Origin of the sequence: Peribacillus sp. NPDC097284 (assembly GCF_044761765.1) — a bacterium.
Classification (GTDB): Bacteria; Bacillota; Bacilli; order Bacillales; family DSM-1321; genus Peribacillus.
Map to the genome: position 1 here is coordinate 277,672 of NZ_JBIWCZ010000003.1, position 12,599 is coordinate 290,270.

Genomic DNA, 12,599 nt, shown 5'->3' on the forward strand with positions numbered 1-12,599 from the left:
GGTTCATGAACAATGAAGAAATAACGAAAAAATTAACTTTACATACGCCTGTTATTTTAGGCAGTGGGGACTTTGCAAAATATGCAGTTTTAGTACCGCTTATCGAAAAGGAGGATGGCATACACGTCCTGTTTGAAGAGCGCTCACATCAATTGAGAAGGCAACCGGGGGATATTTGTTTTCCTGGTGGAAGAATTGATCATCTTGATATGGATGAGCAGACGGCTGCCCTTCGTGAAACGTACGAAGAACTAGGTGTGGCAAAAGAGGATATATATAATGTATTTCCAATCGATTATCTTGTATCCCCTTTTGGGATGATTGTGTACCCATATGTGGGATTTATCCGAGGTGATCAACCATTGGCACCCAACCCATCTGAAGTCGAAACGGTCTTTACTGTTCCACTTTCGTTTTTCATGGAAAAGCCTCCAGAGATATATCATGTGAATTTTAAAGTCGAGCCATTAGAAAACTTTCCACACGATTTAGTTGTTGGTGGAGAGAATTATAAATGGCAACCAAGACAGACGAAAGAATATTTCTACCAATATGAAGGCCGTGTCATTTGGGGAATGACGGCAACCATACTTACCCACTTTATTAAAATTCTACGTTAGACCCTTCTAAAGCACCTTTTCTTTATCAGTAAATCCAAATAAACTATATATATGGTAAAAAACGGTTTTTGATGAAGAGGGGGATGAGGGATGAGATACACGCTGAGACGATTGGAAATTGAACGAGAACAATCTATAGCAGAGCTTAAAAAATATAAAGTGAGCCATGAGTACTATGATGAAATAAAAGATTTGAAAAGTCGGGAAATTTATTATCTTGGCGGTCCCTGGACTAGGGAACACTTAAACTCCTTGTTAAGAAGTACTCATGTAAACCAGCCGAGTTACTCACCCCATCGTTTTTTATATCCATGGGTTGATCTTCAGGAAGATGGAAAGCTGAAAAGCTTGTATTCCGGTAAAGGTATGGATCCTGTCGAAGTCATAGAAGCAGATATTCGAGTTCTTGAACTGTTAACGAAAGGAAGTCAATCCTTTGAGGTTAATAGTATGTCTCTTAATTGTGAACATGTCGTTCCTCAATCATGGTTTAGTAAAAAAGAACCGATGAGAGGGGACTTACATCATTTATTTGCCTGTGAGCCAACTTGTAATAGTAGCCGCGGGAATTCCCCTTATCATGACTTTGTGGACTATTCCCCAGAACCTCAAGTACGAGGGATAAAAGCCGGATGTGGCAAAGCTGAAAAAGGAAAATTTGAGCCTGAATATGGAAAAGGAATCGTAGCGAGGGCCACTTTGTATTTTTTACTGCGATATGAAGGGATTATTGATCAAGAGAATATCGATATCAATCTATTATTGGACTGGCATCATCGTTTTCCGGTTAACTTATATGAAAAACATCGTAATCAGGCCATATTCGAAGTACAAGGGAATCGCAACCCATTTATCGATTTCCCCGAAATGGCAGGTGAGTGGACTTAAAAAGACGTTTGTTTTACGAACTAAAATATGTATGGACATGAGGTTAGGGTTTCTCTTGAATGTTATATTGAAAGAAGCCTACAGGATAATGAACTCAAAAAGGATTGAGCAGCTTCCACTGCTTCAATCCTTTTATTTTTTATATGGTATGAAAAGGGTTTAAAGAAACTTCACGCAAACTGGGAATGGCACTTGGATATCTTTTTGAAGTAACGTTAATTTACCATTTATATCATTTCGAGAAAACAACGTCAAGGTCCCTGATTCCTCATTAGAGGCAACAAGGAACTTCCCACTAGGATCAAGGGCGAAGTCACGTGGCCAGTGTCCTTCTGTTGAAACTAATTCAACCAAGGTTAGTTTTCCGGTTTTTTTATCGGTTTGGAAGACAGCGATGCTATCATGCCCACGATTTGCTGCATAAACGAACTCCCCATCCGCAGATATGTGGATCGCACTTCCTTGATTGTTTTCACGGAAATTTTCTGGGACTGTCCGGATGGTTTGCAATTCTGAAAAACTTCCATTTTGGGAATCGTACGCCAATACAATGACTTCAGGTGCAAGTTCTGTCATAACATAAGCGATTTTTCCATTAGGGTGGAAGGTTAGGTGTCTTGGCCCGCTTCCAGGAGTGACTGCCAAACTATTAACTTTTTCCAATACTCCATTATGTATTCCATATGTGTTTATTTGATCGATTCCAAGATCAACGACGGCAATGTATTTTTCATCAGGTGAAAAGCCTGCATAATGTGCATGTGCCTTTTCCTGACGCTCTTTGTTAGGTCCCATTCCGGTATGGCGTATCGTGGATGATACTGAAGCAGGTGTTGCGTCGGGGTTAAGTTTGTAAGCTTCGATAATCCCATCTCCGTAATTGGCTGTGACCAAAACATTTTTTTTGCTATCGATACTAATGTGGCAATAGGATCCATTAGGAGTTAGCTCCTTACCTAAGTAAGTAAGATCACCTGATCCTTCATCAATAGAGTATGCAGCAACACCGCCGCTACCGGCCTCTTTTAAGATGGCGTACAAATGTTTTTTGTCTTCACTAATCGTTACATAAGTAGGATCCTTTAATTCAGCAGCAAGGACGGGCGTTGTAATCTTCCCTTCGTTACTATCAAGTGTGAAACGATAAATGCCTTTACTGTCTCCTTTCGTATAAGTACCGATGTATCCGGTAAAGGTTTGTTTCGGATTTTCCATATTGATTCCCTCCTAGAAAGATAATGAGTTTATTTTAACATACGATGAACTCATATATCTTTCCCCGAATTTAATGGAGTTGAATCTTAATTAACAATAAAATTTTGCTGAAACAGAAAAAGGTACTCGTTTAGTGAAGATTTTATATGGTTTCGATTTTTTTAGATGTACTGGCTTGGTTTGATATATGTTGAAATGATGAAACTAAAAATAAGCCTTGTGTTGTTAATTTAATTTCAGGTATAACGGGAAGCGCTAAAAAAGCAAGCGTCAGGAATGGATTAAAGTGTCTGTTGGCACCAATCTTCAATAACCCGTGATTCATTTCCTTTAAGTTGTGTAAAACTTCCGCATACGTCCCTGTGCTCATTAGTCCAGCAATCGGAAGAGGTAGGGAGGCAAGAGTTTTACCATCTTGGATAATGACTAATCCTCCCTGCATTTTTTTTATTTCCTCAGCAGCTACCAGCATATCCTGGTCATTCGTACCAGCGATAATTAAGTTGTGCGAGTCATGGGAAACCGTTGTGGCGATTGCACCTGATTGTAGGCCAAGACCCTTGACGATTCCAAGGCCGATTTTTTTTGTCTTTTGATGCCGTTCTATAACAGCAAGCTTTACGTGATCCATGGAGGGGGAAAATTGAAATAGGCCATTTTGATTGAGAGCGACCGGTTCGATTATATGTTTTGTAACTAGACTGTTCGGTATGATTTCAATAAGGTTGGCAAGGGCATTGTGTAAGGTTATATGAAAATCTATATCTGACAAATCTTGAAGGTGTACCGTCTGTGTTAATTCTTCCTCCAACTTGTGTTTCGGGGCTTCAGGGAAGTTCACTAACTGGCCATCTTTAGAAATTAGTTTGCCATCTTTAAAAACGGATTGAATTTGGATGGATTGGAGATCTTCGAATAATAGAAAGTCGGCTTTATATCCAGGTGCAATGGCACCATGTTCTCTTAACCCGAAGCATTCGGCGGCATTTATTGTTGCCATTTGAATCGCGGTCAGAGCGGGGATTCCTTCTTCTATGGCAATTCTGACATTGTGGTCAATGCTACCTTCAGTTACAAGATCATCTAGGTGGCGATCATCGGTGACGAATAAACAACGGCGGGAATTTTGTTCAGTAACGGCAGGGAGCAGATTTCGTAAGTCTTTTGCTACAGTTCCCTCCCGAAGCATAAGGTACATTCCTTTCCGTAGTCTGTCTCTTGCTTCCTTTGCGGTGGTGCATTCGTGATCGGTTTGGATACCGGCAGCCATATATACATTGAGTTGCTGTTCAGTAAGTCCGGCAGCGTGGCCATCAATCTTTTTTTCATTCTTGTATGCATCGATGATTTTTTGAATCATATCATCATCTGCATTGGATACGGCTGGGAAGTTCATCACTTCAGCTAAACCAAGCACCCGCGGATTTTTGTAAAAAGAATATAAGTCTTCACTTTTTAAAACAGCGCCCGCATCCTCGAAGTCAGTTGCCGGAACACAAGATGGCATCATAAAGTAAAAGTCGAAAGGGAGGTGATCCGATTGTTCAATCATATATTGTATCCCTTTCCTTCCTGATACATTGGCGATCTCGTGTGGGTCCGCCACGACGCAAGTTACTCCATGTAAAAGTAGAACTTTGGCCAGTTCAGAAGGCCGTACCATGGATGATTCAATATGAACATGTCCGTCGATAAATGTAGGTGATACGTATTTACCTGCGGCATTTATTTCAGAGATTCCCTCGTAATTCCCAATACCTGCAATATAACCATCTACTATAGCAACGTCGCCAGTATAAATTTCCCCATTGAATACATCAATGATTTTCCCATTTTTAATGACGTAATCAGCAGGTATTCTACCTGCTGCAACGTCCATTCTCTTTTTCATTAAGTGTGATTTCAAAGAGACCTCCTCCTCATCTGGACTTAGGCTTATTGTCAGTATTCCACTTTAACTGCTTGAGATTCCCATGTGCGGAATGGTAAATCATGGTCGGTGAAATCTATACGATGCATGGCGATGGAGCGGTTTTCCATTGGGATCGCAAGCTCTTGATAAATAAAATCGTCATCAAACCCGATTTGAGCTGCATCTTGTTTTGTACAAGAATAATAGATTGCTTTAGGTCGTGCCCAATAAAGAGCACCAATACACATCGGGCAGGGCTCACAACTAGTATAGATTTCACAATCTGTAAGCTGAAAGCTGTTCAGGTTTTTACAAGCATCGCGAATAGCTTGGATTTCAGCATGTGCAGTGGGGTCAAGCGCCGTAGTGACATTATTACAGCCTCTTCCTATAATGACCCCATCTTTTACGATCACGGCTCCGAAAGGACCACCGTTTTGTTTCTTCACATTTTCAGTAGCCAGTTGCACTGCCATTTCCATGAATTTTATATTCATCTAAAACACCCCTCCGACTTATATTTAAAAGCTGTGTTATATTACATAACATGAAATTTATATATAATATAACATATTTAGGAAATCGTTGAACGCATTTTTGAAAATAATTTTTTAAATCATTCATTCTTGAGAAATTTATTATAGAAGAAATAATAAGGGAGGTAAAAAGGATTTATGTATTGCGAGTCATCTCGGTAAAATCGTGAATTCATCAACTTCTCCATTTTAGTTTTTTAAAAAGTTGTCCATCCGCGTTTACATTTATACTTTTTTGAAACTTAATGAAAATTTGTTCGTAGAATAAATGTAAGTAAATTCAAGGAAGAGGTGTTTTTATATGGAAAAAAGGTTGGGAGATTTAAATCAGGAGCAGATAAAGGGTCCTTCTTTGTTTGGAATGATTACAAGTCCTGTGGAACAATTCGAAAGAATCAAAAGCAAGCCAAAGATTTGGGTTCCAATGCTATTGATCACTTTACTTTTTTTAATTGGTACATATTTTTTAAGTCTATCATTAGATATCAATGAATTAATTGGGGAAGAAGTTCCTTCAGGGCAAGTTGAAATTGTTAAGATGGTTACTTTGGTTACCATGGTTATTACCGGTGTTCTTTCACCAGTGGTATCGGTTCTAATTTCCAGTGCTGTTTTGCTAGCAGTGGCTAAAATCGCAAATTCAGAAGTGAGTTTTAAACAAATATTTTCAATGAAGACGTTTATTTATTTAATCACAGCTATAGGACTTTTTTTAAACGGACTTATACGTTTGCTGATTGGTGGAAATCCTGAAGTGTATGTTACGAGTTTGGCAGGTTTACTGAACTCGGATTCTAAGATTTTGGGAGTCTTTGAGGTCTTTACCATCTGGGCCACTGTTTTGATGGCCATTGGTCTAAATAAAGTGGCGAACCTCTCTAAGGGAGTAGCTGTGACGATAGCTATTATTTTTTTCCTATTTCAAATAGGTATGGCGTTCATCGGTAGTTTATTCTCGGGAATTAGTGGCATGTAATGAAAAAGAAATGGATCATTATAGGAGTCAGTCTACTCATTGTAATAATGGTCACTGTTAGCGTTTACCGGCAGGTTTTGGCTAAAGGACCATCGATCTCGGTGATAGTTCCCAAAATGGAGGATATTTCTTCCACCATCATGATTCCAGGTAGTGTAGCGATGGAAAATCAACAGACGGTTTATTTCTCCACAGAAAAGGGAGAACTTAAAAAGGTTGAAGTCAAAGAAGGTCAGAAAGTGAAAAAAGGTGATCTTCTGCTGACTTATGAAAATCCTCAGTTAGAATCTGAATTAGAACAAAACAACCTATCAAAAGAATCTGCTTATTTGAAAATCAATCAGTTAAAAAGGCAGAAGGAACAACTTGAAGAAAAGGAAAAACAACTAAGTAAACAAGTTGGGGATGATAGAGCAGAAGAACAATTAAAACCAGAATTCGATCAAATTGATACGGATACAAAATTAGCAGATATTGAGTTGAAACAGGTGCTTTTGAAGGAAAAACAGTTGAATGAACAGATACGGGATCTGAAAGTGGAGAGTAAGGTGGATGGTGTCGTGCTCACCGTAAGTAAACAAGTAGAGTCCTTAGCTGTAACAGGTACGGCTGAACCTCTTATCCAAATCGGCAATCTTGGTAACTTGCTAGTTTCAGGAGTTCTTTCTGAATACGACACATTGAAAATAAAGAAAGGGCAAAGTGTGAGTTTTAGTTCTGATGCCGTTGAGGATGAGAAGTGGAAAGGAGAAATTGTGAATATACATTCCCTTCCTCAGAAAACAGATCTCAGTCAAGGGAATTCCCAGGCTGTCCAATATCCAGTAACGGCTAAACTAATAAGTGAAACGGATGTTTTAAAGCCTGGTTTTCAGCTTTTCATGGAAATTGAAACAGATAAAAAGAAGGCACTTGTACTCCCAATGGATGCGATTATCGATGAGGGTGACCGTATGTTCGTCTATATGGTGGACGGGAAATTCGTAAAAAGGAAGGAAATAAAGCCTGGTATCATTTCCAGAGAAAAAATCGAAGTAATCAAAGGCATAAACAAAAATGACCGAGTTGTTATCAATCCTTCGGATAAGATTGAAGAAGGAATGGAAGTGACGGTTGAATGATCGAGTTAAAAGGAATAACAAAAACGTATCAATTAGGTAAAGAGGATGTCCATGTGTTGAGAAACGTGAATGTCTCCATTGAAAATGGAGAGTTCGTTGCGATTATGGGACCTTCAGGCTCGGGAAAGTCCACATTGATGAATATAATCGGATGTTTAGATCAAGCAACAACTGGAGAGTATTGGCTTTCGGGCCAAAATATCTCTGGTTATTCAGAAGACGAATTGGCTAGGGTTCGAAATACATCCATAGGATTCGTTTTTCAACAATTTCAATTATTACCAAGACTAGTTGCTTGGAAGAATGTTGAGCTACCGATGATTTATGCCGGCGTTTCAAAAAAAGAACGTCAATTCCGTTCAGAAGAAGCATTAAAGAAGGTGGGACTTGAAGACCGAATGAGTCATCTACCGAATGCTCTTTCTGGAGGGCAAAAACAGCGTGTTGCTATTGCACGCTCTATTGTCACACAACCCCAATTAATTTTAGCGGATGAACCAACTGGTGCACTAGATTCAATCACGAGTGTGGCGATAATGGAACAATTCAGGAAGTTGAATGAAGAGGGAGTCACAATTGTTGTGGTAACACATGAAGCCGAAATTGCCGAATACGCTTCTAGGACCATATTTGTACGCGACGGTGAAATTCTTCCTGCTACCCTCATAGAAAGAGGGGAGGATTAATGAGTGTATTCGAAAATGTCACGATGGCTTTGAGTTCTCTAAAAGCTCATAAATTGCGTTCTATGTTAACGATGTTGGGCATCATAATTGGAGTAGCCGCTGTCATTATCGTAGTTGCAATAGGGCAAGGTGGGGAAGCGATGCTGAAATCGGAAATTGTAGGTCCGGGTAATACGGTTGAATTATTTTATCAGCCCTCAGAGGAAGAAATGCAGTCGAATCCGAATATTATCTATGAAGCTGCTTTTAATCAGGAAGATATCCGAATACTTGAAAATCTTAACGGTGTTAAACGGGTGGTTGCTTCAAGTTCAGAGTTTACAAAAGTTAGCCACAAACAGGAATCCATCGATAGTTCTGTGGTAGGCATAAATGATGCCTTTCTGGATTTAAATAGACTTAATGTGGCCAGTGGAAGAAATTTCACTTCTGCTGACTTTTTGGGTGGAGCGCGAGTTGCCATTGCAAGCCATACGATGCAAGAGGATTTATTTGATGGGAAATCACCAATTGGACAAGTCATTCGGATTGGAACGCAACCCGTTGAAATTATTGGAGTAATGGAAAAATCAACAGGGCTCCTTGCTTTTGATACAGTGCAATTGTATATGCCATCTAATACATGGAAAACGGTCTTCAGTAAAAATGATGTGACCTCTATTCTGTTGCAGGCAGAAAATACTGATCAATTGAACACTATCGGTAAAAAAGCCTCTGCCAAACTTAATTCAATTCACAATGCAGGGGAATCATATCAAGTTATAAATATGGAAGAAATCGCTTCGGCAATTGGTCAAATTACCAGGATCATGACTTTGATAATCGGTTCTGTTGCAGGCATTTCGCTCGTCGTGGGGGGGATTGGTGTAATGAATATCATGCTTGTATCCGTTACGGAACGGACTAGAGAGATTGGCATTCGTTTGGCGCTAGGAGCCACAAGGAGACAGATACTAACTCAATTTTTAATTGAATCGATCATCTTAACACTGATTGGTGGATTGTTGGGCATCGTTTTAGGGTGGATCGTTGTCACGCTAATTTCTCTCTTTGCGGGGCTTCCCTCTCTTATTTCTTGGCAGGTTGTCCTTGGCGGTGTAGCCTTTTCCATGACAATAGGCATTGTTTTCGGAATTTTACCGGCGAATAAGGCTTCCAAAATGAATCCGATTGAATCCTTGAGATATGAATAAGCATCTCGAAACTTGTACGTACTTGAGTACAGGTTTTTTTTCTTCTTTTCTCCTATCATGCTATTATTATGGTATACAATTATACCGGTAGGCTAACCTCCGTGTTGCACATGAATTGAAAAAACAACAAAACGTTTGTAATTGAAGGTAGTAACATAGTTTTTAGTTCTATTTTCCTTGCAGTAGATAAAACGTAATAAATCGAAAAAATATTTTTAAGATTTTGGGGGAGATTGTGTGATGAAGACTATACGACAACTAGATAACCTTAATGAAATAGATAGTATTCTTAAGCAAATGGTTCGAAATTCTTATGAAGAGGCAAGGGAAGAAGGAGAATTGTTATGTATGGAATGTGGAGACGTAGATTTATATATTGCAGCCTCGAACCATGCACGGCTACAGGATGCGATTAATATGAATTTTCGAATTGATGAGTCCGGTGAAATCATCGAACACGAAGAATATCAGCAACTTATGGATGAGCTTTCTGAGTACTTTCTGGAATTACATAAGGATAGTGAATTATTTGATTTCTTTCCTGCGGGTTCTTATGAAGTCAAAGGTGATGAGCGAGAGTCAGAAACAGATATGCTAGGTCCAAAGGGTTTATTTTCAGCACCATTTGAGGATTCTATTATAAAGGAATAAATGGTGAGAACAAGGAGTCTGAAGGGGTATAAAAAGGAGGGGCAGAAACGATTTATTATTTCTGCCCCTCCTTTTTCCATTACTTTACTAGAAAAAGATCTATTTAGAGCAGCACTCCTTCATTTAGTCTAAAAAACGTGTTGTTCTGTACGAAATATGATAAAATTCGACTTTATTAAAAATGAATAAGGTAGAAAAAATAACAAATATAAGTTTTTATGGAAATTATATGAAGAATTGGATATAATAAAAAGTGTTATAGTAAATGAATTTTTTTAGAATTAATAGTTTGATATAACTTTCAGAAGAGTTCTCTCTTAAGAAAATTATACATAGGTATAGAATGAAGTAAACTAAGATGGCCGGTATCAAAATTATTGCATTTTTCGCATTTTAATTCAGATTATTTGGACTATTTTTGTTTTTTTGAAAAATGTTGCAGGCTAGGGAGGATTAGTTATGATAGTTTTTGATCAGGTTAATAAGTATTTTGGTGATTTTCATGTATTGAAAGATATTAATCTAACAATTAATAAGGGAGAAGTGGTCGTAGTAATCGGTCCATCTGGATCAGGAAAAAGTACGCTTCTTCGTTGTATTAATCGCTTAGAAACGATATCGGAAGGTTCGCTGTCCATCAATGAGATGAATGTTGCGGATAAAAAAACAGACATTAATAAGTTGCGCCAAAACATCGGTATGGTTTTCCAACATTTTCATCTTTACCCTCATAAAACCGTATTGGAAAATATTATGTTGGCACCTAAGAAGGTTTTAGGACAAACGAATGCGCAAGCGGAAAAAATTGCCCAAAAGTATTTGGAAAAAGTCGGGATCTCGGATAAGGCGAATTCTTATCCTTCACAGCTTTCCGGTGGACAGCAGCAACGTGTTGCCATTGCCAGAGGACTGGCAATGGGACCAGAAATCATGTTGTTTGATGAACCTACCTCAGCCTTGGATCCAGAAATGATCGGCGAGGTACTTGATGTGATGAAAAAGCTTGCTCTAGAAGGAATGACGATGGTCGTGGTCACACACGAAATGGGATTTGCCCGTGAAGTGGCGGACCGAATCGTATTCATGGATGAGGGCAGGATTTTGGAGGAGGCAATACCGGCTGATTTTTACGAAAACCCTCACGAAGAGAGGGCGCGTCTATTTCTCAGCCGTATATTAAATCATTAAATAAAAAATAGGGGGGATTTACATGTTGAAGAAAAAGAGATGGTTACAATTATCATTGCTTTCAGTACTAGCTGTCATACTATTAGCAGGTTGTGGCGGGGAAAAGGATTCTGATGAAGGTAAAGATGGTGGAAGCGGCAACAAAGATAAAGATATTCTAACTCAAATTAAGGATAACGATAAAATCGTATTCGGGGTAAAGAATGATACGCGTCTGTTTGGATTGAAAAACCCAAATACAAAAGAGGTAGAAGGATTTGACATCGACATTGCGAAAGCACTTGCAGCGGAGATCCTTGGTGATGAAGAAAAAGTATTATTCAAAGAAGTAACGTCTAAAACAAGAATGCCTTTATTGAATAATGGGGATATCGATGCGATTGTTGCGACTATGACCATTACGGAAGAACGTAAAAAAGAAGTTGACTTCACTGATGTCTATTTCGATGCTGGACAATCATTACTTGTTAAAAAAGGAAGTGACATCAAAGGTATTGATAATTTAAAAGGTAAAAAGGTGTTGGCTGTAAAAGGCTCTACCTCAGCCATAAATATCCGCGAAAAAGCTCCCGAAGCAAATGTTTTGGAATTCGAAAATTATTCGGAAGCATTCGCAGCACTTAAATCAGGTCAAGGTGATGCATTGACGACAGATGATTCCATACTTTATGGTATGGCTGATGAAGATCCAAATTACGAACTTGTTGGCGGCACATTTACGGATGAGCCATATGGAATTGCAGTTAAAAAAGGAAATGAAAAATTTGTAGATGAATTGAACAAAGCTCTTAAATCAATTAAAGACTCCGGGAAATATGATGAAATTCATGATAAGTGGATTAAGCAATAACGTATTCATTTACATGTGGTAAGAAGAAATAGGATTTTTACTTACCTACTAAAAGAATAATATTTGGATCTGTCAGGATGAGCAATTTGCTCATCCTGATTAGTTAGAGGAGAGTGGATGTCTTGCTTGATTTCTCCATTTTGACAGAGAATTTAGATATGTATTTAATGGGTTTTAAAAATACAATCATATCTAGTTTAATTGCTTTAGTATCAAGCTTAATCCTTGGTGTGCTTATTGCTATCATGAGAATTGCTCCGATTAAGCCTCTGAATTGGCTTGGGACCGCATATGTGGAGTTCATACGGAATATACCCTTATTGATCATCACATTTTTCTTTTTCCTCGGCCTGAAATTAAGTGGGTTATATGCAGGTACGTTAGCCTTGACTATATACACATCATCATTTATTGCGGAAGCCATTAGAGCCGGCATTCTTTCGGTATCGAAAGGACAAATGGAAGCAGCCCGTTCTTCAGGACTGACATATGGACAGGCGATGAGATTCATCATCTTGCCACAAGCCGTGAAAATTGTCATTCCCCCTCTTGGGAACCAATTCATCAATCTCGTTAAAAATTCTTCCATTTTAGCAGTCGTTGCTGGATTAGATCTTATGTATCACGGTGATTTAATATCCTCAAGAACCTTTGTAGTGTTCGATGTTTACATTTTCGTAGCAGCGTTTTATTTAATTCTTACCATTCCTTTAAGCCTTGGCGTTGGTTATTTAGAAAAACGTCTGGCTAAGAGTAATTAAGG

13 protein-coding genes are annotated in these 12,599 nt (G+C 38.6%); 10 read left to right on the forward strand and 3 right to left on the reverse strand.

The window, feature by feature from the left end; all coding sequences use genetic code 11:
- Window positions 1-5: 5 nt before the first annotated feature.
- Window positions 6-620, forward strand: coding sequence for an NUDIX hydrolase (locus ACIQXU_RS09350; RefSeq protein WP_402868655.1), 615 nt, complete (start codon window positions 6-8; stop codon window positions 618-620).
- 90 nt (window positions 621-710) lie between these two features.
- Window positions 711-1,508 (forward strand): endonuclease I family protein, encoded by a 798-nt coding sequence (locus tag ACIQXU_RS09355; protein WP_402988500.1) that lies wholly within the window; start codon window positions 711-713, stop codon window positions 1,506-1,508.
- A gap of 159 nt (window positions 1,509-1,667) precedes the next feature.
- Here ACIQXU_RS09355 and ACIQXU_RS09360 read toward each other — a convergent pair whose 3' ends face one another.
- The 3 genes from ACIQXU_RS09360 to ACIQXU_RS09370 all read right to left on the reverse strand — a co-directional run bounded on the left by ACIQXU_RS09360 (window position 1,668) and on the right by ACIQXU_RS09370 (window position 5,132).
- Window positions 1,668-2,729: a lactonase family protein gene (locus ACIQXU_RS09360; protein WP_402988815.1), complete on the reverse strand. Its 1,062-nt coding sequence runs from the start codon at window positions 2,727-2,729 to the stop codon at window positions 1,668-1,670.
- A gap of 136 nt (window positions 2,730-2,865) precedes the next feature.
- Window positions 2,866-4,629: an adenine deaminase gene (gene ade / locus ACIQXU_RS09365; RefSeq protein WP_402988505.1), complete on the reverse strand. Its 1,764-nt coding sequence runs from the start codon at window positions 4,627-4,629 to the stop codon at window positions 2,866-2,868.
- 35 nt (window positions 4,630-4,664) lie between these two features.
- On the reverse strand, window positions 4,665-5,132 hold the full coding sequence (locus tag ACIQXU_RS09370; RefSeq protein ID WP_402958745.1) for a nucleoside deaminase: 468 nt from the start codon (window positions 5,130-5,132) through the stop codon (window positions 4,665-4,667).
- A 340-nt stretch (window positions 5,133-5,472) separates the two neighbouring features.
- Here ACIQXU_RS09370 and yknW point away from each other — a divergent pair, with 340 nt between their 5' ends.
- The 8 genes from yknW (at window position 5,473) to ACIQXU_RS09410 (ending at window position 12,597) form a co-directional block, all read left to right on the forward strand.
- Window positions 5,473-6,147: a YknW family membrane protein gene (yknW, locus tag ACIQXU_RS09375; protein ID WP_402988510.1), complete on the forward strand. Its 675-nt coding sequence runs from the start codon at window positions 5,473-5,475 to the stop codon at window positions 6,145-6,147.
- Entirely contained in the window at window positions 6,147-7,268 is a 1,122-nt protein-coding gene (locus ACIQXU_RS09380) for an efflux RND transporter periplasmic adaptor subunit (protein WP_402988513.1), read from the forward strand. Before yknW ends, ACIQXU_RS09380 begins: the two co-directional genes overlap by 1 nt.
- On the forward strand, window positions 7,265-7,954 hold the full coding sequence (locus ACIQXU_RS09385) for an ABC transporter ATP-binding protein (protein WP_402988516.1): 690 nt from the start codon (window positions 7,265-7,267) through the stop codon (window positions 7,952-7,954). The genes ACIQXU_RS09380 and ACIQXU_RS09385 overlap by 4 nt, the downstream gene beginning before the upstream one ends.
- Window positions 7,954-9,147: an ABC transporter permease gene (locus ACIQXU_RS09390; RefSeq protein WP_402868645.1), complete on the forward strand. Its 1,194-nt coding sequence runs from the start codon at window positions 7,954-7,956 to the stop codon at window positions 9,145-9,147. Before ACIQXU_RS09385 ends, ACIQXU_RS09390 begins: the two co-directional genes overlap by 1 nt.
- A 240-nt stretch (window positions 9,148-9,387) precedes the next feature.
- Window positions 9,388-9,798, forward strand: a complete 411-nt coding sequence (locus ACIQXU_RS09395; RefSeq protein WP_402869851.1) for a hypothetical protein — start codon at window positions 9,388-9,390, stop codon at window positions 9,796-9,798.
- Window positions 9,799-10,257: 459 nt separating this feature from the next.
- Window positions 10,258-10,986, forward strand: a complete 729-nt coding sequence (locus tag ACIQXU_RS09400; RefSeq protein ID WP_402868643.1) for an amino acid ABC transporter ATP-binding protein — start codon at window positions 10,258-10,260, stop codon at window positions 10,984-10,986.
- Between the two features lie 22 nt (window positions 10,987-11,008).
- Window positions 11,009-11,836 (forward strand): transporter substrate-binding domain-containing protein, encoded by an 828-nt coding sequence (locus ACIQXU_RS09405; RefSeq protein WP_402868641.1) that lies wholly within the window; start codon window positions 11,009-11,011, stop codon window positions 11,834-11,836.
- Between the two features lie 122 nt (window positions 11,837-11,958).
- Window positions 11,959-12,597 (forward strand): amino acid ABC transporter permease, encoded by a 639-nt coding sequence (locus tag ACIQXU_RS09410; protein WP_402958753.1) that lies wholly within the window; start codon window positions 11,959-11,961, stop codon window positions 12,595-12,597.
- Window positions 12,598-12,599: the final 2 nt, after the last annotated feature.